The sequence below is a fragment of the Polaromonas jejuensis NBRC 106434 genome (assembly GCF_001598235.1).
GTDB classification, from domain to species: domain Bacteria; phylum Pseudomonadota; class Gammaproteobacteria; order Burkholderiales; family Burkholderiaceae_C; genus Polaromonas; species Polaromonas jejuensis.
Map to the genome: position 1 here is coordinate 194,094 of NZ_BCYO01000001.1, position 20,078 is coordinate 214,171.

Below are 20,078 nucleotides of genomic sequence, written 5' to 3' on the forward strand. Positions count from 1 at the left end.
ACGACAGTGAAACTCAAGCAACTGGCTGCGAAGGCGCTGCTCACCGGCGGCGCACTCGCGATCCTTAGCCCCATCGGAGGAGCATATGCCCAAACGGGAGAACGGCCCATGGTCGAATGGGTGATGCCGGCGCTGAAAACCAACCCGAAGCAGACCGAAGAACAGGCTGAGTCCGGTCGCCAAAAGGGGCGAGAACTGCCGGCACCCGAGGTTCTGCAGCCCATGCTGGATGCGCAATTGCCGGCTTACCAACCGAGGCGCGACATCAAGCTGACGGGCAAGTTCAATGGGGGGGCTTCTGACGTGCTGGTCGTGGTCGCTCAGAAGTTGTTCGAAAAATTCAAGAGCTACTACCCCGACGTCACGATGACCATTACGCCGCCCTATGCAGGAAGCCTGGGTACCATCGAATTGATCAAGGGAGACCTCGACTACGTCTTCGTCTCGCGCGAGCTGAAACCAAGCGACATAACGACCTTCAGCGACAAATTCGGTTACGCTCCATTGAGCGTGCCGATATCGGGCGGCTCTTATCGCCATTTCGGTGCGCTCGATGCGGTTGGGTTCTTCGTCAGCAAGGACAATCCGCTGGAGAAGATCACATTCGACCAGATCGACGCAATGTACTCATCCACGCACCATCGCGGTGGTAATGCCATCACCAAGTGGGGTGAGTTGGGCCTCACCGGAGAATGGGCCGACAAGCCCATCAAGCTTTACGGCATCAAGCCCTGGAACGGCTTCGAGGAGTTCATTCGCCAGCGCGTCATGAACGTCGGTGATAAACGCGGCGAATGGCGCAAAGACATCACTTTCGAGAAGCAGGTGTTTCCGATGGCCAAGCACGTCGCCGAAGACCGTTACGGCATTGGCTATTCGGGAATTGCCTACATCGATGCCCCAGTGAAGATGATCCCGGTGGTAGAGCGTACCGGTGATGTACCGCAGGCTCCGACCTACGAGAATGTCGCCTTGGCTACTTATCCGCTGAGCCGCCTGACTTTCTTTAACGTCAACAAGGTGCCGGGCAAGAAACTTAACCCCGTGATTGAAGAGTTCCTGCGATTTGTTCTCAGCCGTGAAGGCCAGCAGGTGATACTCGACCACGCACGCTACATTCCACTGCGCGCGCATCAGGTGACCAGTTCCCGCGCGCTGCTCGATCGGTAAAGAAAAACCGCACGCCTTCGCCAGAGCGTGCAACCCTTGGCTCCGATGGGTCTTGCCGAATCCTGGGATACCACGAACATGCGCTTGCACCTCCTGCCGTCGAGCCTTGTCCTCGTGGCCGCCATCGTGCTGCACGGGGCGGCAGGCGCCGCTCCGGCGGTCGATGCCCAGGCCAGCGCCGCGGCATGGGCGCGCGACGGCCGGCTGCTGCCGGAGCCCGAGGTCCTGCAGCCTCGGCTCGACCCGGACCTTCCCGCTTACCAGCCTTGTTCCGCACAGCCGTTGCGCGGCTCCATCGAAGGCAGCGTGCCGGCCATCCTGCCGAAGCTCGTCCATCGCTGGGCGGCGGCGTTCCAGGCCCGTCAACCGGATGTGCGCATCAGCGCACCGCCACCCTACCTGGCGCCCCAAGGCTCGCTGAGCCCGCCGATGCAGAAGTTTCTCGATGGCGGCAGCGATTTCGCGTTCGTGTCGCGCGACATGGCGGCGTCCGACATCGCGGCGTTCCGGCGCGCGCACGGCGTGGCACCGCAGGCCATCCCGGTGGCCGGCGGGGCCTGGCGGCATTTCGGGTTTGTCGATGCCGTCGCCGTCGTCGTCAACGACGCCAACCCGCTGCGGGGGGTGACGCTGGCCCAGCTCGACGCGGTCTTCTCCAGCAGCCGGTTGCGTGGCCATGGGCCGGTGCGCACCTGGGGCGACTTGGGTGTGACCGAATGGGCCGACAAGCCGGTGCATGTCGTTGGCGCCGCATCGTGGAAAGGCGCGCAAGCGTCGGCCCGGGCCATCGTCGTGCACGAGCGCGTGCTGAGCCTCGGCTCCAGGCAGGGGCAGTGGCGCGACGATGTAATGGCTAATGGAACCGAGGCCGACGTGCCCGGCCAAGTGGCGGCAGACCCCTATGCGATCGGTTTCACCGGCATGGGGCATCTGGTCGCCGGGATCAAGACGGTGCCGCTGGCGCAGGAAGCCGGCGGGCCGCCGGTCGACGCCTCCTATGAAAACGTGGCGCTGGCGCGCTACCCGCTCAGCCGTGTCGCGCATATCGTGCTGGCCCGCGTGGCAGGGCGCCCGCTGGAGCCCGCACTGCGGGAGTTCGTGCGCTTTATCCTCAGCCGGGAGGGCCAGCAGATCGTGCTCGACCAGGGCGTGATGCTGCCTCTGCGCGCGGTGCAGGTGGAGGCGGCGCGGCGCCTGCTGGGTGCGAACGGCGATCCCGGCGGCTGTTAAGGAGCTACAGCCAGTCACTGCGTCACATATTTCGCCGGTACTGCCCACCCACCTCAAACAGCGCATGGGTGATCTGCCCCAGCGAGCAGACGCGCACCGCCGCCATCAGTACCTCGAACACGTTGTGGTTCTCAATCACCGCCTGCTGCAGGCGTTTGAGCATGGCGGGAGATGCCTTGGCGTGGCGCTGGTGGAAGTCGGCCAGGCGTTGAAGCTGGCTCTGCTTTTCCTCATCGGTCGAGCGGGCCAGCTCCAGCTTGTCCTGTACCGCATCGCCATGCGGATTGCGGAAGGTATTGACGCCAACGATGGGCAGCTCGCCGGTGTGCTTGAGCATCTCGTAGTGCATGGACTCGTCCTGAATCCGTCCGCGCTGGTAGCCGGTTTCCATGGCGCCCAGCACGCCGCCACGGTCGGCGATGGCAGAAAATTCCGCCAGCACCGCTTCTTCGACCAGTTCGGTCAGCTCCTCGATGATGAAGGCGCCCTGTGACGGGTTTTCGTTTTTGGCCAGCCCCCACTCCCGGTTGATGATGAGCTGAATCGCCATGGCGCGGCGCACCGAGTCTTCGGTCGGCGTGGTGATGGCCTCGTCAAAGGCGTTGGTGTGCAGGCTGTTGCAGTTGTCGTAAATCGCGATCAGCGCCTGCAGGGTGGTGCGGATGTCGTTGAACTGGATTTCCTGCGCGTGCAGGCTGCGGCCCGAGGTCTGGATGTGGTATTTCAGCTTCTGGCTGCGCTCGTTGGCGCCATATTTTTCCTTCATCGCCACGGCCCAGATGCGGCGCGCCACGCGGCCCATCACGGTGTATTCCGGGTCCATGCCGTTGCTGAAGAAAAAGCTCAGGTTGGGCGCGAAATCGTCGATGTGCATGCCGCGCGCCAGATAGGCTTCGACAAAGGTGAAGCCGTTGGACAGCGTGAAGGCGAGCTGGCTGATCGGGTTGGCGCCGGCCTCGGCGATGTGGTAGCCGCTGATGGACACCGAGTAGAAGTTGCGCACCCGGTTGTGCACGAAGTACTCGGCGATGTCGCCCATGACCTTGAGGCTGAACTCGGTGCTGAAGATGCAGGTGTTCTGGCCCTGGTCTTCCTTCAGGATGTCGGCCTGCACCGTGCCGCGCACGTTTTCCTGCACCCATTCCCGGATCTTGGCGGCCTCGGTGTCGGTGGGCTCGCGGCCGTTGTCGGCGCGGAACTTGTCCATGTTCTGGTCGATCGCCGTGTTCATGAACATCGCGAGTATGGTCGGCGCCGGGCCGTTGATCGTCATGGAGACGCTGGTGCCCGGGTTGCACAGGTCAAAGCCGCTGTACAGCACCTTCATGTCGTCCAGCGTGGCAATGGAGACGCCCGAATTGCCGACCTTGCCGTAGATGTCGGGGCGCAGGTCGGGGTCGTTGCCGTAGAGCGTGACCGAGTCGAAGGCGGTGGACAGGCGCTTGGCCGGCATGCCTTCGCTGAGCAGGCGAAAGCGCTTGTTGGTGCGAAACGGGTCGCCCTCGCCGGCGAACATGCGGGTCGGGTCCTCGCCTTCGCGCTTGAAGGCGAAGGTGCCGGCGGTGTAGGGGTAGCTGCCGGGCACGTTGTCCAGCATCAGCCACTTGAGGATTTCCCCGTGGTCCTGGTACTTGGGCAGGCAGACCTTGCGAATCGTGGTGCCCGAGAGCGATTTGCTGGTCAGCGCCGTGCGGATTTCCCGGTCGCGGATTTTCACCACGTATTCATCACCCGCATAGGCCTTTTGCATCTCTGGCCACTGGGCCAGCAGTTTTTTGGCGGCCGGATCCTGCCCCTGTTCGCGCAGAACCGCCAGATCAATCGCCGCCTCGGCGGCGTGCACCTTGTCGGGCTTGTCAGCCGTGAGCATGGCGGCGGCGGCGCGCAACTGCTGGATTTCACGGGCCAATGTGGCCTGCTCAAGACTGCGCTTTTTGTAGCCGCGCACCGTGTCGGAAATTTCGGCCAGGTAACGGGTACGGGCCGACGGCACCACCGGTGTCTGATTGGTGCTGTGGCGCACCGCGACCACGGGCAGCGTGCCGCCTTCCAGCGGCAAACCCAGCGCGGCCAGCCGGGGTTTGAGTGCCTGATACAGCGCCGTGACGCCATCATCGTTGAAGCGTGCGGCCATGGTGCCGAACACCGGCATCTGGTCGGCTGGCGTGGTCCAGGCTTCCTTGTTGCGTTGCACCTGTTTGGACACATCGCGCAGCGCATCAAGTGAGCCCTTGCGGTCAAACTTGTTGATGGCGACAAACTCGGCAAAGTCCAGCATGTCGATTTTTTCCAGCTGGCTGGCCGCGCCAAACTCGGGCGTCATCACGTACATGGGAACGTCCACATGCGGCACGATGGCGGCATCGCCCTGGCCAATGCCGGAGGTTTCCACCACGATCAAATCGAAGCCGGCGGCCTTGCAGGCGGCAATCACATCGGGCAGGGCCTTGCTGATCTCCGAGCCGAATTCGCGGGTGGCCATGGAGCGCAGGAAGACACGCGGCCCCTGCGACCAGGGGGTGATGGCATTCATGCGGATGCGGTCGCCCAGCAGCGCGCCGCCGCTCTTGCGGCGCGAGGGGTCTATGCTGACGACAGCCACGCGCAACTGGTCGTTCTGGTCCAGCCGCAGGCGGCGGATCAATTCGTCGGTCAGCGATGATTTGCCGGCGCCGCCGGTGCCGGTGATGCCCAGAACCGGTATCTTTTTGGTAGCAGCCTGCGCCTGTAGCGCCTGGACCAGGGGCTTGCTGGCCTTGTCGTTTTCGAGTGCGGTGATGAGTTGCGCCAGCGCCCGCCAGTTCATCTCGCCGTGGCCTTCAATGGCTTGGATGTCCTTCGGCGCAAAGCCCGCCAGGTCCTTGTCGCAACGCATCACCATCTCGCCTATCATGCCGGCCAGGCCCATCTTCTGACCGTCTTCCGGGCTGTAGATGCGTGTCACGCCATAGGCCTGCAACTCGCGGATTTCCGGCGGCACGATCACGCCGCCGCCGCCGCCAAAGACCTGGATATGCTCGCCGCCGCGGCTTTTGAGCAAATCCACCATGTATTTGAAGTACTCCACATGCCCGCCCTGGTAGGAGCTGATGGCGATGCCCTGCGCGTCCTCCTGCAGGGCCGCCGTCACCACCTCGTCGACGCTGCGGTTGTGCCCCAGGTGAATCACTTCGGCGCCCATGCTTTGCAAGATGCGCCGCATGATGTTGATGGCGGCATCGTGCCCGTCAAACAGGCTGGCGGCGGTGACGAAGCGCACCTTGTGCGTGGGGCGGTAATGGGCAAGGGCCTTGTACTCTGCAGACAGGTCGGTCATGGCGTCTATTCCTCGGCTGTGGCAAATGGCCCCGATCGGAGGCCGGCAACGCATGATATTACGTTTACGTAAACGTCAACTTGAAGTGGGTCGGAAAATTTTGTGCTTCAGGGTAAAGCCGCGCCGTGATTAATAGGTTATGGCTCCGGGTTAACCCCTAGATTCCTGCGCGAGGGCGCACCGTGAAAGTGCGTGTGAAATATTTTTGGCGGATTTCTAAAAAAAGTTCATCGCCTTTTGCCGCCCATTCGTGCCAGCCTGCTGAAAACACTAAGACAACTTATCGTCAAGTCGGATAGATTAGGACGGCATCCGTGGCTTGCAGGAGGCGTACTGCGGTGTCGGGCTGACCGATGTGCAGGCTGAGTTTATTTACCACTATGGAGACAACATGAATATTCGTTTTGCCAAATTGGCCGTTGCGTCAGCTGTTTTGAGCGTTGCCGGTATTGCCACTGCAGCCGACCCGATCAAGATCGGCGTCAATGGCCCTTTCACCGGTGGCTCTTCCTCCATGGGTGTCAGCATGCGTGATGGCGTCAGGCTCGCTGTCGAGGAAATCAACAAGTCCGGTGGCGTTCTGGGGCGCAAGCTGCAGGTGGTTGAACGTGACGATGAGGCCAAGAACGAGCGCGGCGTGCAGATCGCCCAGGAGCTGATCAACAAGGAAAAAGTCACCGCCGTCGTGGGTTACATCAACACCGGCGTGGCGCTCGCTTCGCAGCGCTTCTTCCAGGAAGCCAAGATTCCGGTGATGAATAACGTGGCCACCGGCAGCGTCATCACGCAGCAGTTCAAGGACCAGCCCGAGAATTACGTCTTCCGCAACTCCGCCAATGACAGCATCCAGGCGCCGATGATTGTGGAAGAGGCCATCACCCGCCGTGGCTTCAAAAAGGTCGCCATTCTGGCCGACTCCACCAACTATGGCCAGCTTGGCCGCGAAGATCTGGAAAAAGCGCTGGCTGCCAAGGGCGTGAAACCGGTGGCCGTCGAGAAGTTCAACATCAAGGATGTGGACATGACCGCGCAACTGCTCAAGGCCAAGGAAGCCGGCGCGGAAGCGGTGCTGACCTACGGCATAGGCCCCGAGCTGGCACAGATTGCCAACGGCATGACCAAGCTGGGCTGGAAAGTGCCCATGGTCGGCAGCTGGACGCTCTCCATGGCCAACTACATCGACAATGCCGGCCCCGGCGGCGAGGGCGCGCGCATGCCGCAAACCTTTATCCAGCAGCCCGACACCGCCAAGCGCAAGGCTTTCATTGACGCTTACCTGAAGACCTTCAAGCCCAAGAACAACCGCATCGACTCACCGGTGTCGGCTGCACAGGGCTATGACTCCATCTTCCTGCTGGCCGCCGCCATCAAGCAGGCCAACAGCACAGAAGGCCCCAAAATCCGCGAAGCGCTGGAAAACCTGACTGCCAAGGTTGAAGGCACCGTGACCACGTATGACAAGCCTTTCACCAAGGACGACCATGAGGCCATTACCGCCAACATTCCCGTGTTTGGCGAAGTCAAGAGTGGCAAGGTGGTTTATGCCTATGCGGAAGACATGAAAAAAGGCGGCGACCTGCGCCTGAAAGACCCCAAGGCCAAGGTTGCAGCTGCCGCTGCCAAGAAGTAATCCGACAGCTTGATTGAGTGATTGGCACCGCGCCGGCTGATACGGCTTTCGCGGTGCCTTTTTTACGTCGAGAGCCTTTGCGTCATAAGGCTCAGGGCCACTATGAAAAGACCCTGGGCCATTTCGTGGAACTGTATTTATGGAAATCCTGCTTCAACTTGTCTATAGCGGCGTGGCGCTGGGCATGATCTATGCGGTCATTGCCTTCGGCTACCAGCTGACCTTTCAGACCTCGGACACCCTCAACTTCGGTCAGGGCGATGCACTCATGCTGGGCGCCATGGTCGGGTTGACGCTGGTCAATCTGGGGCTGAACTACTGGCTGATGATTCCGCTGGTCATTGTGTTCGGTCTGTTGCAGGGGGGCCTGGTCGAGCGCATCGGTGTGCGTCCCGCCATCAAGATCAAGAGCGAGTTTGGCTGGATCATGTCGACCATTGCGCTGGGCATTATTTTCAAGAACGTGGCCGAGAACGTCTGGGGCAGGGACGACCTGAAGTTTCCCTCGCCGCTGCCTGAGGCCCCCCTCAAGGTACTGGGTGCCAATGTGCTGCCCATGGAGATCCTCGTGGTGGTGGGTGCCGTGCTGATGATGCTGGCCGTGGAGTTTTTCAATCGCAAGACCATTTATGGCAAGGCGGTGGTGGCCACTTTCAATGACCGTGATGCCGCCAAGCTGATGGGCATCAATACCGGCCTGGTGATCACCTTCTCCTATGCGCTGTCTTCCGCCACCGCCGCCTTTGCCGGCGTGCTGATTGCGCCACTGACGCTGACCGGCGCCACCATGGGCGCCGTGCTGGGACTCAAGGCTTTTGCCGTTGCCATCATTGGCGGCTTGACCAGCGGTATGGGCATTATCGTGGGCGGCATCATTTTGGGCGTGGCCGAAACCACCACCGGTTTTTACATTTCCACCGGCTACAAGGATGTCCCTGGACTGGTCCTGCTGCTGCTGGTGCTGGCCTATAAACCCGCTGGCCTTTTCGGTAAAAGCGCGATCAAGAAAGTTTGAAGATGAACCGCAAGACCCTTGTTGCCGCCGTGATTGGCCTGGCCTTGCTGGCCGCTGTGCCGCTAATGACCAGCAACTCCTATTACATCCACATGGTGGGCACCATCATGATCTACGCGATCCTGTTGTTCGGCCTGGACATCGTGGTCGGCTACACCGGCCAGGTGTCGCTCGGCCATGCGGGCCTCTTTGGCGTGGGCTCCTACACCGCGGGTGTGCTGTTCATGAAGCTGGGTGCGCCGCTGTGGCTCATCGTGCCGGCCAGCATCGCCGTGACGGCCGGCTTTGGCGCCGTGCTGGCCTTGCCCGCCCTGCGCGTGACCGGCCCCTATCTGGCCATGGTGACCCTGGCTTTCGGCACCATCATCCAGATCCTGATCAATGAGATGACCTTCCTCACCGAAGGCCCCCTGGGCATCAAGATTCCCAAACCATCCATCGGCGGCTTGCAGTTGAACGAGCATGGTTTTTACTGGCTGGTGTTCGCGCTCATGGTGATTTCACTGGTGGTGGTGCACCGGATTCTCCGCTCGCAGCTGGGCCGTGCGTTTGAAGCCTTGCGCGGCAGCCCCGTGGCGTCGGACTGCATGGGGGTATCGGTCTACCGCTACAAGGTGTATGCCTTTGTGATCAGCGCAGGCTTTGCCGGGCTGGCCGGCTGCCTGTATGCCTATTCGGAGCAGTACATCTCGCCCAATACCTACAACTTCGAGTTGACGGTGCTGTTTTTGCTGGCGGTCATCATGGGTGGCCGCAAGACCCGCTCCGGGGCCTTGCTGGGCGCCGCCATCATTGTGATTTTGCCCAAGCTGCTGGACGATCTGGAGCTGTTCCGCGTCGTTTCCACCGTGCTGGCGACGCTGATCACCGTGGGCGCCGTGGTGGGAGTGATCAAAAAAATGACCCCCCCCAAGGCCATGGCGATTCCGGTGTTTGGCACTGTTGCGCTGGCGGGGTTTGCGTTCTGGCTGGAGTCCATCACCGACTGGCGCCTGAGCATTTTCGGCCTGATGATTCTCTTCGTCGTGTATTACCTGCAAAACGGCATCGTGGGCTTTGTCCGCAACCTGCTCCATGTCCGCACCGTGGTGAGCGTTGACGCGGCGGTGCCGGTGGATGCGGGCAAGGATGCCGTGATGGTCGCGGCCCGTGCCGGGGCCGGCGAGGCCGGTAGCGATTTGCTGGTGGCCAGGGAAGTGCTGATGCAGTTTGGCGGCTTGAAGGCCATCAACCAGGTGGATCTGCGCGTCAAGCGCGGCACCATCCACGGCCTGATTGGTCCCAACGGCTCCGGCAAAAGCACCATGATGAATGTGCTGACCGGCATTTATGTTCCGACGGCGGGCAGCATCGACTTTGCCGGTCGTTCGGTCGTTGGCCGGACTTCGTCGGACATCGCTTCGTCGGGTATTGCGCGCACCTTCCAGAACGTGCAGCTCTTCGGTGAAATGACCGCGCTGCAAAACGTGCTGGTGGGTTTGCATCACACCTTCAACAGCAGCATCGTCGATGTGGCGCTGCACACGCCTCGCTACAACCGCGAAGAAAAGGCCGCCGTCGAGCGCGGGCTGGGCTTGCTGCGCTTCGTGGGGCTGGGAGATCTGGCCGCCGAAGAGGCGCGCAACCTGCCTTACGGCAAACAGCGCCTGCTGGAGATCGCGCGTGCACTGGCGCTCGATCCGCAGCTGCTGTTGCTCGATGAGCCGGCCGCCGGACTCACGGCGCCTGACATCAAGGAGCTGGTGAGCATCATCCGCAAGATACGCGACCATGGCATCACGGTCATTCTGATCGAGCACCACATGGATGTGGTGATGAGCATGTGCGATACGGTGTCCGTGCTGGACTTTGGCCAGAAGATCGCCGAAGGCAAACCGGCTGACGTGCAGGCCGATGAAAAAGTGATCGAGGCTTACCTCGGTGGCTCCGCCGCATAAAAAAAGAGAAGTTCACCATGTTGAGTATCAAAAATCTCGAAGCCGGTTACGGCAAGGTGCAAGTCCTGCACGGCATCTCGATGGATGTGCCCAAGGGCAAGGTGGTCACGCTGATTGGCTCCAACGGCGCCGGCAAGACGACGACCATGCGCGCCGTGTCCGGCATGATCAGGCCCACGGCCGGCGAAATCACGCTGCATGGCAAGCGCGTCGATGGCCTGGAGTCCTACACCATTGCCAAGCAGGGCCTGGCGCATTCACCCGAAGGGCGGCGTGTGTTTGCCACCATGACGGTCACCGACAACCTTATTCTGGGCGCCTTTCCTCGCCTGACCGGCAGCCGGCCCAAAGGCGATGTCCAGGGCGACCTGGAGCGGGCGATGGAATTGTTTCCGCGCCTCAAGGAGCGCCGTAGCCAGCTGGCCGGCACCTTGTCCGGTGGTGAGCAACAAATGCTGGCCATGGCGCGTGCCGTGATGCTGAACCCTGAAATCGTCCTGCTGGACGAGCCCTCCATGGGCCTGGCGCCGATTCTGGTGGAAGAGGTTTTCCGCATCATTGCCGACCTGAAGTCGCGCGGGGTGACCATGCTGCTGGTCGAGCAGTTTGCCGCAGCGGCGCTGAAGGTCGCCGATTACGGCTATGTGCTCGAAAACGGCCGCATTTCGGTGCATGGCGAGGCGGCCAGCCTGCGCGATGACCCTGCGGTGAAGGCCGCCTATTTGGGCGGCGGGCACTGAATTTCCCCTGCCGCGGCCGGCTGCCCGTCAGGTGACCTTGAGCCCCTTGAGCGCCGGGTCTCCGGGCGGGTAGCGCAATTCAAGATTCTGCAGTGCATGGCGCACGACCGTGGCGACCATCAGGTTGCGGTGGGTTTTGGAGTTGGACGGCACCACGGTCCATGGCGCCCAGGGCGTGCTGGTGGCGTTGAGCAGGTCTTCATAAGCCTTCTGGTATTGCTTCCATTGTTTGCGCGCCTCCAGGTCGCCCATGTTGAACTTCCACTGTTTGGTCGGGTCATCCAGCCGGGCTTGTAGCCGCTCGCGTTGCTCGTCCAGGCTGATGTGCAGCATGAATTTGAGAATCACGGTGCCAGTTTCGCTCAGCATGCGCTCAAAATCATTGATGTGCTGGTAGCGCTGGGCTGTTTGCTCTGGTGTGATCCAGCCGTTGACTGGGGGCACGAGCACGTCTTCATAGTGGCTGCGGTTGAAAATCATCATCTCGCCCGCACCGGGCATCCTCTGGTGGATGCGCCAGAGGTAGTCGTGCGCGCGCTCCTCTTCGGTGGGTGCCTTCCAGCCGGCCGTTTGGACCCCCAGAGGACTGATGCGATTGAACACGTCGCGCAGCGTGCCATCCTTGCCGGCGGTGTCGGTGCCCTGCAATATGACCAGCAGCTTGTAGCGTTTGTCGGCGTAGAACAGGTTTTGCAGCTCATCGAGCTCCAGGGCCAGGGCCTCGACGGCTGCCTTGTCGAGCTGCTTGTCCCCGATGGAGAATGGCTTGGCGGCCGGATCGAAGTCAGCCAGTGAGCGGTGCTTGCGCTTTCTGTTGTTGCTGTCCTGGCCCGGGGTTTCACTCGTTGGTGCGGGCTGCCACGGAGCCAGGATTTTGGCCAGCGACTTGCGTGCGGCAGGGGTATCCGGCGAGAGAGGAGGGGCACCAGGGGTCGAGGGCATCGGGGTCTCCGGGAGTTGATCAAGGTACTCCCGATTTTGCATGTCGCCGGGCGGTCGCGCCGCGCTGATTGGCGTCGTTCTCCTGACATGCCCGCGTTTATCGCGAAAGAATACACTCGATTTTCAGCCATGCCGCTGTGCGCATTCGCGTAGGGGCGTGAATGATTCAACTCGAAACACCACAGGTACCGACATGAAAACCGTTGCTTCATCTTTGCTTCAAATACGGCCTGCGTCAGGCTACGCCGGCGACGTGCCCGCCCCGCTCGCCCTGCAATGGATTCAGGCGGGCGACGCCGTCATGGTCGATGTGCGTACCGACGCCGAGCGTGAATGGGTGGGTTATGTGCCGGGCGCGATAGCGCTGGCCTGGAAGCAGTGGCCAGGCATGGCCATGAACCCTGGTTTTGACGAAGGGCTGAAAGCGGCCGTGCCGGCAGGCAAGAAAGTCGTGCTGCTGTGCCGCAGTGGCGTGCGGTCGGTGGCTGCGGCCAAGCGCGCCGCCGAGCTGGGCCTGGAGGCATACAACATTCTGGAAGGCTTTGAGGGCGATGCCGATGAGCAGGGGCAGCGCGGCCATCGAGGCGGTTGGCGTTTTCAGGGCCTGCCCTGGAAGCAGGGGTAGACCGACGCGGTCCATTGTTAATTGTAACAATTTGCGTAAATTCCCGGCGTTGTATCAACGATGACAGAGGCAAATTCGTCATTTATCGATGCAAAAAGAAGGAGGGGGAATTAAATCAATACCTGTCAGTTCTGACAGGGGGTGGGGTGTGTCAAGTTGTGTGAGCGCATTCAATGGGGTTTTTTATCAACGGAGCCCCCCATGCAAGTACTCGAACGCAAACTGCCAGCCGCCACCCCAACCTTCCGCAACCCCGCCCTTGGATCGCAGCTGACCCAGCGCATTGCGCGCGACTTCACGCCACGCTGGGACCAACAGTGGGGCGGAAAATTCGCCTTGCATGGCAAGCAGCCCAGCTCCAACGCCATTCGTCTCGACGGCAACGATTACCTCAGCGTCACAGGCCATCCACAAATTGTTCAGGCGCAGGTCGACGCCCTGCGCAAGGAACAGGAATTTGTGGTCCAGTCCGGCGTGTTCCAGCTCAACCAGCATCCGACGCGCACGCTGGAGCTGGCACTTGCAAATTGGGTGGGCAAGGAAGACGGCTTCATCTGCCAGTCGGGCTTTTCGGCCAACGTCGGTTTGTTGCAGGCCATTGCCGATGCGCAAACACCGGTCTATCTGGATACCTTGGCCCATGCTTCACTTTGGGAGGGTGTCCACGCGGCACGTGCGCCGGCCCATGCATTCCGCCACAACGACCCCGCGCACCTCGCCCGCGTGGCCGCCAAAAACGGGCCCGGCATTGTGGTGGTGGATTCGGTTTACAGCACCACGGGCGCGCTTTGTCCGCTGGAGGAAATGGTGGAGGTGGCAGAGCAATACGGCTGCATGATATTGGTCGATGAATCCCATTCACTGGGAACGCACGGCCCGCAGGGCGCAGGCCTGTGCGCCGAGCTGGGCTTGACAGAGCGCGTGCACTTTATCACCGCCAGCCTGGCCAAGACTTTTGCGGGGCGTGCCGGCTTCTTCACGGCGCCGGCACATATGCACTACTACATTCTCAGTGCAAGCTTTCCTAATATTTTCAGTTCCAGCCTGCTGCCCCACGAAATTGCCGGGCTGGCCGCTACCCTGGAGGTGATACGCCGGAGCGACGATGCACGGATTCGCTTGCGGGCGAATACCAAGCGTCTGCGTGGAAGTCTGAGTGAGTTGGGTTATCCGATCCATCAGGGCAGCGAGCAGATCATTGCGCTGGAGGCTGGCCTGGAGTCCGACACCATGGTGCTGCGTGACCGTCTGGAGGAGCGCAATGTGTTTTCTGCCATGTTCTGCGCGCCAGCGACCGGTAGCAAGCGCGCCATGATGCGAATGACGCTGAGTGCCGGCCTGATGGACCTGGAGCTCGACCATGTGGAAGCTGTAGCCCGCGAGATTGCTCCTATTGTGAAACCTTGGGATTGGCCCATTGCTCGCCGGGCCCGTGCCACGCGGGGCCAAGCCTAGGACTGCAGCGTTCTTTCGCCGCATGTCGCTATAAAGCGTTCGTGACTGCTCATAAAGCCAGGGCAAAAGGGGTCATTGACCGTGAAAAGGGCGGCATAGAGCGGCGCTGGGTCGGATGCTATGGCAAACGCCGGACGGGCCAGTGGCTTGTGGTCTGCGCCGAGCGCCAGTTGCAGCTCCAGGTCAATGAGTTTTTTGCCAGCCCGGATGTCCTGCACGGTGGCCGCATCCCAGTCCTGGGATGCGGCCATTTCGGCAAGCTCCGGAAGGGTTTCAGCCTGCTCCAGCTGCAGCCAACTCACGGCGCCCTTGTGGTTCAGCGCAAGCACGCCGAAGGGTGCGCCTATCGTCACATGTTCTATCCATCCTTGCCGGAGCACCAGATTTTCCAGTTCCAGCGCGATGGCGGGACTGCAGAGCAATGCGTGCTGCTGACGGGACAGGGTGGCACGCCAGATTTGCTGGTGCCGCCCGTCAGGAACACGAAACCGGTTCTGAATGGCATCTGTCAGGCGCAGGCGAATTTCAGGGGACTGCTTGGGAATGAACTGCTCGATCAAGCCGCGGTTGAAGGCCGAGACGGCCAGTTGTTCGTCGGCGCGGCCCGTCAGCAAAACGCGTGAGCCGGACCAGTCTGTCAATTCACTGAGTACCCGCAGCCCGCTCATGGCGGGCATGGAATAGTCCACCACACAGACCTGGGTCAGGGCGAAGCGCGCCGTGCCGTCCTCTCGCCAGTACTGCAGGATTTGCGAAATCAGGGATGCCCCTTCACGCCAGCGATTGATGATTTCCTGCTGGCGCCAGGCATCAGCTTCCCAGAGGGGCGGTTCCTGCTGCAGCAGTTCGATGCAGTGCCCGGGGCGCAGGAACAGGCGAACGTACCAGTCTGGCGGCATGACTTCGGCCAGCATTTCGAGATAGTCGGGGTCGTCATCAAGAAAAACCACGCCCCCGGGGCGGCGGTAGAGTGAAAAGGACATGGTGATCGGGCTCATCAAGGGGTCAAAAAATAAACCGTTGCAACGGCATCAGCCCACGACGGGCAGTTCAATCGTAAAAATGGCACCGACGGCGTATTCAGATTTCACATGAATGCTTCCGCCTGCACTTTGCACCACTTGTTGGCAAAAGGCCAGACCAAGACCGTGGCCGGTGCCCTGGTTGCTGGAGAAAAATGGTTTGAAAATATGGGGCAGCAATTTCGCCTCAATCCCCATGCCCTCATCAGCCACAGCGATACGGCCGCCCGACCGCTGCAGGCCGACTTCAATACGTAGTGCACCTGGGGCATATTGGGAGTCAGCCGCCGTCAATGAGTGCAGTGCGTTCTTGATCAGGTTGTCCAGCACCTGTGAAAATTGCGCGGCGGACGACCGAAACACGAAGTCCTCGTGAATGACCACCTTCACGCATTCCCGCTGACGGCTGGTGATATAGGGGTAAGCCGCCACGACGTTGCGGACCAGTTCCGCGGCGGACACCTGTTCGGTATGGCGCGGCAGCTGCATCAGCTTGGCATTGGCGATTTGCGTGTCGATCTGGTGGTTCATGTTGCGAACCAGCGTGTGCAGACGGAAGGCCAGCTTCTCAAGTTGCTTTGCGCGAGGGTTATCGGGCTGGCGCTGTACTTCCAGTTGAATCGCGTCACCAATCAAGGCGGCGGTAGACAGCGGCGTACGCAGTTCATGCGCCATGATGCCCATGGTGGCGAGGGTGCTGGACAGGTGTTCTCGCCGCAGGTTGGCAGACGACAGGCTGAGGACGAGTGCACTTGCCCATGAAAATGCAAACACCACCGCATGAACGAGGCGCTGGCTTTCGGGGACAGGGGGCGCTGCCGGACCTATTTCCTTGAATAGACCCCAGGCCACCAGACCGCCCGTGATCGTCCCCAGGGTGGCCAAACGCCAGTCGGTGGCGTGGTAATAAATCAGCACCATGACGCTCATCGTGGCGAGCCACACTGCGCTGCCGCTGTTGCAAAGGTACATCCAGCTGAACAGCACGGGCAACTCCAGCCAGAACACCAGGCCAAAGAGTCTTTGCGTCAACCGGCTTGCGGGGTCATGGTTAATCCGGCGTGTCATCAGGCTAAAGCCTAGCAAGCTAGCGATGATCCGAAGCGGCGGATTTTCGTACGGTTGCGGCAGCCACGTCGACCAGATCCAGCCGAAAAGAGGTTGGCCGACAAAAATAAACAGACCCAGCCACCAAAGCCGCGGGGACGATGGATGCAAAATAGGCTCTAAGGGGGCAAGTATCAACTCCTTGCGCGACCATTGAAGCAAGGGATGCTGTGCAAGCCATGCCTGGAAGCGGATGCCCCTCACTTTAAAAATCTCTCCAGCACAACCTGAATCTCGACGGATGACGCATTTGACATTTGGTTGTATTGTCCGTGTTCTTTTCCGGGCCGGTTAATGCCATACCCTGCCAACTTTGACAGCGTGAGTGTGGATGGCGTCATCAGCGACTGGCTGAGAGCCTTGCGCGAATACTCGGTAGAAGCCTTGATGGTGCTGGGCCCCGATCCCTTTGGTGGTCGCGATGACCGGCTGGTGCTGGCCCTGCACCCGCCGCGCCTGCTGGACGCCGCGGAAGCCCTGGCCGAGAGCCGGGATTTCGGCGCGCCCTGGCGTGACTCCGATGCGCCGCTGGTGGCCTGGCAGGATATTTCAAAGTCGTCTTTCGAAAGCATGGGGCGCTGGCGCAGGCTTTGGCTGGGCCACGGCTACCAGAGCGTCGTCCGGATCGCCTTTCCGCTGACGGTCGGGCGCGCTTTCGAATGTTATCTCTTCAGTCCGCGTCAGTGGCATGACCGCAGCGAGGCGGCGCTGCTGGCCTGGTCTTCGCTCAACATCTGGCCGCTGCTGAAGCGGGCGCTGGCCGAGGCCCGCAGCCCCTTGAGCCCGCGCGAACTCGAATGCCTGAGCCTGGCGTTTCAGGGCATGACGGCGCGTGAAAGCGGCGAACAACTGCTTTGCAGCGAGCGAACCGTGAACTTTCACCTCGCCAATGCCATGAGCAAGCTCCAGGTGGACAACAAACTGGCGGCCATCCAGCGCGCCTGCTGGTTTGGCCTGATTTGAGCCCGCGCGTGGCATCTGCCTGAAAACCTCTCTTCCCGGCTGCTATAGCACGGAAAATCTGTTCATAATCCAGCCAAATGACTTTTCTAGCGCTTGACGTGGGTAACACCCGCCTGAAATGGGCCCAGTATGACCTGCCAGCGCCGGGGGCCAAACTGCTGGCGCAGGGCGCGGTGTTCCTGGAAAACATCGACAGGTTGGCCGAAGATGAGTGGCGCACCATGCCCGCGCCCTCGCGGATTCTCGGCTGCATCGTGGCCGGCGATGCCATCAAGCGGCGCGTGGCCGAGCAGATGGAACTTTGGGACGTGGCGCCGCGCTGGGTCGTGCCCAGCGTCGAGGAGGCCGGCCTGAGCAATGGCTACGATCATCCGGCGCGGCTGGGGGCCGACCGCTGGGTCGCCATGATAGGCGCGCACCACCGGCTGCTGGCGCGCGGCAGCCGCAAACCCTGCGTGGTGGTGATGGTGGGGACGGCCGTGACCGTCGAGGCCATTGACGCCGCCGGAAAATTCCTGGGCGGCATCATCCTGCCCGGCCACGGCATCATGCTGCGCGCGCTCGAATCCGGCACCGCGGGCCTGCATGTCCCGACCGGCGAGGTGCGGGATTTCCCGACCAACACCAGTGACGCGCTGACCAGTGGCGGCACATTTGCCATTGCCGGCGCCGTGCAGCGCATGGTGGAAAACGTCACGCGACATTGCGGCGAAACGCCGGAATGCATCATGACCGGCGGCGCCGGCTGGAAGATGGCGCCCAGCATGTCGGTGAAGTTCGAACTCGTGGACAGCCTGATTTTTGATGGCCTGCTGGAGATCGCATCGCGGCGGTTTGCTGCCTGAGGGGCGGCCCGCCATGGCGGCTGTTATGCTATTGAAAATATAGCTGACTACGCCCGCCACTAAAGGGGTGGAGGCCTGAACGGCTTGAGGATTCAGCCCTCTTCGCCCCACGGCAGCATCAGCGTCACGATGGAGAGCCTGGCAAACTCGGGCACGAATTCGTCAATGATGCGCTGCGGATCCGGGCACAGCAGGCTGTCGGTGATCACGCCAAACTGCACGCCGCCGCCGTAACTCAGGATAGACACGCCCAAGCCCACATCGCCCGATTGCGGCACCCAGAACAGGCTTTGCTCCAGCGTGGCGCCGCAGAACTTGAGTTTTTCGCGCGGGCCCGGCACATTGGTCATCACGGCCGTGGTCTTCTTGGAAAACAGATTGAGCATCATGTCCTGCGCCGGCTTGATCATCAGGCCCGCCACGGCCAGCAGGCTGAAGGCCAGCAGCGGCTGGTAACTGCCCTTGAGGGCCGCCATGCGGCGGCGCACTTCGTACACGCGCTCAATCGGGTTGTCCACGCCGATCGGCAGCACCAGCGGCACCAGGCCAAAGCGGTTGCCGAGCTGGTGGGCCTGCTCCAGGGGCCGCAAATTCACCGGCACCACGGCGCGGATTTCCTGGCCCGAGACATCGTCGCCATGCGACTTCAAATACTCGCCCAGGGCGCCGGCGACGCAGCTGAGCAGCACATCGTTGATGGAGCAATTGAGCGCCTTGCCCACCGCCTTGACCTCCTCCAGCGGGATAGGCTCGCACCAGGCGACCTTCTTGACGCCGCCGGGCTTGCCCTTGAGCCGGGTTTTGGCGTCGTCCGGCATCAGGGCCAGCGCGGCCGTGTCCGAGAGCACCTGGAACAGAACCCTGGCCATGTCCACCGAGCTTTTCAAACCCTGTTCCAGGCCGTGTTCCAGGCCTTTTTTCGGATCGCCCAACAGGCCCAGCGATCGTGCCGCGCCGTCGCCCATGGCGCCCAGCGCCTTCACGGTGATGTCGGTGAAGGGTTTGAGCAGCGTGTCGCGAAATAGGTCAGTTAGCCAGTCTTCGGCGCCGTGGGCAGCGGCATCTTTTTTCCGGCGCTCGGGCGGCGGCGCACCGCCGTCGACCAGCAACATGGTCACCGAGATCAGCGCGATGCCGTCGGCAATGCAGTGATGAATGCGCACAATCATGGCGCTGCCCTTGACGCCGTCCGCACCCAGGTAGTCCTCGATCAGGTGGATCTGCCAGAGCGGGCGTTTCGGGTCCAGGCGCTGGGTGGCCAGTTCGGCCACGCGGTCCTGCAGCGCCGGCTCCTGGTTGGCCGAGCTGGGCAGCTGTTCCAGCACCACATGCCGGGCCAGGTCGAAGTTGCGGTCATTCACCCAGGTGGCGCCGGCCGCGTCTTCCACCACGCGCTGCCGGAAGCGCTCGTATTTGAGCAGGCTGTTTTCTATGCGCTCGCACACCGCCGCGTACTTGACGCCGGGCGCCAGCTGCCACACGCCGACAATCATCATGAGGTTGGTGTCGCTGTCCATGCGCAGCCAGGCGGTGTCGACCTTGCTCATGCGCTCGCCCGACAGACCCAGGCTGCCCGAGACGGCCCGCGTGACGTTTTTCTGAACGCTTCTGGCCACCCTGGCCGCCATTTCGCCCGCCAATTTGGGGGCGATTTTTTGAGCTGCGGCTGAGCCGCTGACGCGTGTGACCATGAACACTCCCTGTGCAAACCCGCCCCGGCTGGAGTAAGTTCCCTATTTTGCCGAGAACTTCTGGCTAAGATACCGGGCAGTTACCCCACCTCCTTGGGCCAATAATTTCAGAAACGGAGCCTCCCCATGTCAGACCTGAAAGCCGCCTTCGACAAGGCCATGGCCGACTCGAAAAACCTCAGCGAGCGTCCCGACAACGCCACCCTGCTGAAAATCTATGCCCTCTACAAGCAGGGCAGCGTGGGTGACAACGCCGAGAAAAAACCCGGCTTCAGCGAGATGGTGGCCCGCGCCAAGTGGGAGGCCTGGAACAACCTCAAGGGCACGTCGCAGGATGACGCCATGCAGCAGTACATCGACCTGATTGCGTCGCTGGAATAAGCGGATCCT

The 20,078-nt window shown here is 61.6% G+C and carries 16 protein-coding genes; 11 read left to right on the forward strand and 5 right to left on the reverse strand.

Features of this window, described 5'->3' with window-relative positions; genetic code table 11:
• Nucleotides 1-6 precede the first annotated feature (6 nt).
• Both PJE01S_RS00870 and PJE01S_RS00875 read left to right on the forward strand, forming a co-directional pair.
• Complete coding sequence (locus PJE01S_RS00870; protein ID WP_245660514.1) at nt 7-1,170, forward strand: PstS family phosphate ABC transporter substrate-binding protein; 1,164 nt, start codon at nt 7-9, stop codon at nt 1,168-1,170.
• 78 nt (nt 1,171-1,248) lie between these two features.
• Nucleotides 1,249-2,400 (forward strand): PstS family phosphate ABC transporter substrate-binding protein, encoded by a 1,152-nt coding sequence (locus PJE01S_RS00875; RefSeq protein ID WP_169804349.1) that lies wholly within the window; start codon nt 1,249-1,251, stop codon nt 2,398-2,400.
• A gap of 22 nt (nt 2,401-2,422) precedes the next feature.
• Here the strand turns inward: PJE01S_RS00875 and icmF are convergent, their stop codons facing one another.
• Nucleotides 2,423-5,716: a fused isobutyryl-CoA mutase/GTPase IcmF gene (gene icmF, locus PJE01S_RS00880; RefSeq protein ID WP_068831250.1), complete on the reverse strand. Its 3,294-nt coding sequence runs from the start codon at nt 5,714-5,716 to the stop codon at nt 2,423-2,425.
• Nucleotides 5,717-6,107: 391 nt separating this feature from the next.
• Here icmF and PJE01S_RS00885 point away from each other — a divergent pair, with 391 nt between their 5' ends.
• From PJE01S_RS00885 to PJE01S_RS00900, 4 genes are all read left to right on the forward strand, one after another.
• Entirely contained in the window at nt 6,108-7,346 is a 1,239-nt protein-coding gene (locus PJE01S_RS00885; RefSeq protein WP_068831541.1) for an ABC transporter substrate-binding protein, read from the forward strand.
• Between the two features lie 139 nt (nt 7,347-7,485).
• On the forward strand, nt 7,486-8,361 hold the full coding sequence (locus PJE01S_RS00890) for a branched-chain amino acid ABC transporter permease (protein WP_068831251.1): 876 nt from the start codon (nt 7,486-7,488) through the stop codon (nt 8,359-8,361).
• 2 nt (nt 8,362-8,363) lie between these two features.
• Nucleotides 8,364-10,298: a branched-chain amino acid ABC transporter ATP-binding protein/permease gene (locus PJE01S_RS00895; protein ID WP_068831252.1), complete on the forward strand. Its 1,935-nt coding sequence runs from the start codon at nt 8,364-8,366 to the stop codon at nt 10,296-10,298.
• A 17-nt stretch (nt 10,299-10,315) separates the two neighbouring features.
• Nucleotides 10,316-11,038: an ABC transporter ATP-binding protein gene (locus tag PJE01S_RS00900; protein ID WP_068831253.1), complete on the forward strand. Its 723-nt coding sequence runs from the start codon at nt 10,316-10,318 to the stop codon at nt 11,036-11,038.
• 27 nt (nt 11,039-11,065) lie between these two features.
• On the opposite strand, the gene PJE01S_RS00905 is transcribed toward PJE01S_RS00900, so the two are convergent.
• Nucleotides 11,066-11,980 carry a PPK2 family polyphosphate kinase gene (locus tag PJE01S_RS00905; protein WP_068831254.1) on the reverse strand — a complete coding sequence of 305 codons (915 nt, stop codon included), beginning with the start codon at nt 11,978-11,980 and terminating at the stop codon, nt 11,066-11,068.
• A gap of 193 nt (nt 11,981-12,173) precedes the next feature.
• Between PJE01S_RS00905 and PJE01S_RS00910 the strand changes: the two genes are divergently transcribed.
• Both PJE01S_RS00910 and cqsA read left to right on the forward strand, forming a co-directional pair.
• Entirely contained in the window at nt 12,174-12,605 is a 432-nt protein-coding gene (locus PJE01S_RS00910; protein WP_068831255.1) for a rhodanese-like domain-containing protein, read from the forward strand.
• Between the two features lie 201 nt (nt 12,606-12,806).
• Nucleotides 12,807-14,060, forward strand: coding sequence for an alpha-hydroxyketone-type quorum-sensing autoinducer synthase (cqsA, locus tag PJE01S_RS00915; RefSeq protein WP_068831256.1), 1,254 nt, complete (start codon nt 12,807-12,809; stop codon nt 14,058-14,060).
• On the opposite strand, the gene PJE01S_RS00920 is transcribed toward cqsA, so the two are convergent.
• Both PJE01S_RS00920 and PJE01S_RS00925 read right to left on the reverse strand, forming a co-directional pair.
• Nucleotides 14,057-15,043, reverse strand: a complete 987-nt coding sequence (locus tag PJE01S_RS00920) for a response regulator (protein WP_068831542.1) — start codon at nt 15,041-15,043, stop codon at nt 14,057-14,059. The genes cqsA and PJE01S_RS00920 overlap by 4 nt on opposite strands.
• Before the next feature lie 48 nt (nt 15,044-15,091).
• Complete coding sequence (locus PJE01S_RS00925; protein ID WP_068831257.1) at nt 15,092-16,393, reverse strand: sensor histidine kinase; 1,302 nt, start codon at nt 16,391-16,393, stop codon at nt 15,092-15,094.
• 90 nt (nt 16,394-16,483) lie between these two features.
• Between PJE01S_RS00925 and PJE01S_RS00930 the strand changes: the two genes are divergently transcribed.
• Together PJE01S_RS00930 and PJE01S_RS00935 are read left to right on the forward strand one after the other, a co-directional pair.
• On the forward strand, nt 16,484-17,152 hold the full coding sequence (locus tag PJE01S_RS00930) for a helix-turn-helix transcriptional regulator (RefSeq protein WP_068831258.1): 669 nt from the start codon (nt 16,484-16,486) through the stop codon (nt 17,150-17,152).
• Nucleotides 17,153-17,229: 77 nt separating this feature from the next.
• A complete protein-coding gene (locus PJE01S_RS00935) occupies nt 17,230-17,997 on the forward strand; it encodes a type III pantothenate kinase (protein ID WP_068831259.1) in 768 nt (255 codons plus the stop codon).
• Nucleotides 17,998-18,089: 92 nt separating this feature from the next.
• Here PJE01S_RS00935 and PJE01S_RS00940 read toward each other — a convergent pair whose 3' ends face one another.
• Nucleotides 18,090-19,688, reverse strand: coding sequence for a wax ester/triacylglycerol synthase family O-acyltransferase (locus tag PJE01S_RS00940; RefSeq protein ID WP_084389283.1), 1,599 nt, complete (start codon nt 19,686-19,688; stop codon nt 18,090-18,092).
• A gap of 126 nt (nt 19,689-19,814) precedes the next feature.
• Here PJE01S_RS00940 and PJE01S_RS00945 point away from each other — a divergent pair, with 126 nt between their 5' ends.
• Complete coding sequence (locus PJE01S_RS00945) at nt 19,815-20,069, forward strand: acyl-CoA-binding protein (RefSeq protein WP_068831260.1); 255 nt, start codon at nt 19,815-19,817, stop codon at nt 20,067-20,069.
• Nucleotides 20,070-20,078: the final 9 nt, after the last annotated feature.

Bases quoted from the DNA above. Each gene is read 5' to 3' on its own strand.
- icmF (WP_068831250.1), bottom strand. From the start codon at position 5,716: ATGACCGACCTGTCTGCAGAGTACAAGGCCCTTGCCCATTACCGCCCC.
- PJE01S_RS00910 (WP_068831255.1), top strand. From the start codon at position 12,174: ATGAAAACCGTTGCTTCATCTTTGCTTCAAATACGGCCTGCGTCAGGC.
- PJE01S_RS00890 (WP_068831251.1), top strand. From the start codon at position 7,486: ATGGAAATCCTGCTTCAACTTGTCTATAGCGGCGTGGCGCTGGGCATG.
- cqsA (WP_068831256.1), top strand. From the start codon at position 12,807: ATGCAAGTACTCGAACGCAAACTGCCAGCCGCCACCCCAACCTTCCGC.
- PJE01S_RS00945 (WP_068831260.1), top strand. From the start codon at position 19,815: ATGTCAGACCTGAAAGCCGCCTTCGACAAGGCCATGGCCGACTCGAAA.
- PJE01S_RS00905 (WP_068831254.1), bottom strand. From the start codon at position 11,980: ATGCCCTCGACCCCTGGTGCCCCTCCTCTCTCGCCGGATACCCCTGCC.
- PJE01S_RS00930 (WP_068831258.1), top strand. From the start codon at position 16,484: ATGCCATACCCTGCCAACTTTGACAGCGTGAGTGTGGATGGCGTCATC.
- PJE01S_RS00935 (WP_068831259.1), top strand. From the start codon at position 17,230: ATGACTTTTCTAGCGCTTGACGTGGGTAACACCCGCCTGAAATGGGCC.
- PJE01S_RS00940 (WP_084389283.1), bottom strand. From the start codon at position 19,688: ATGGTCACACGCGTCAGCGGCTCAGCCGCAGCTCAAAAAATCGCCCCC.
- PJE01S_RS00885 (WP_068831541.1), top strand. From the start codon at position 6,108: ATGAATATTCGTTTTGCCAAATTGGCCGTTGCGTCAGCTGTTTTGAGC.
- PJE01S_RS00920 (WP_068831542.1), bottom strand. From the start codon at position 15,043: ATGTCCTTTTCACTCTACCGCCGCCCCGGGGGCGTGGTTTTTCTTGAT.
- PJE01S_RS00900 (WP_068831253.1), top strand. From the start codon at position 10,316: ATGTTGAGTATCAAAAATCTCGAAGCCGGTTACGGCAAGGTGCAAGTC.
- PJE01S_RS00895 (WP_068831252.1), top strand. From the start codon at position 8,364: ATGAACCGCAAGACCCTTGTTGCCGCCGTGATTGGCCTGGCCTTGCTG.
- PJE01S_RS00875 (WP_169804349.1), top strand. From the start codon at position 1,249: ATGCGCTTGCACCTCCTGCCGTCGAGCCTTGTCCTCGTGGCCGCCATC.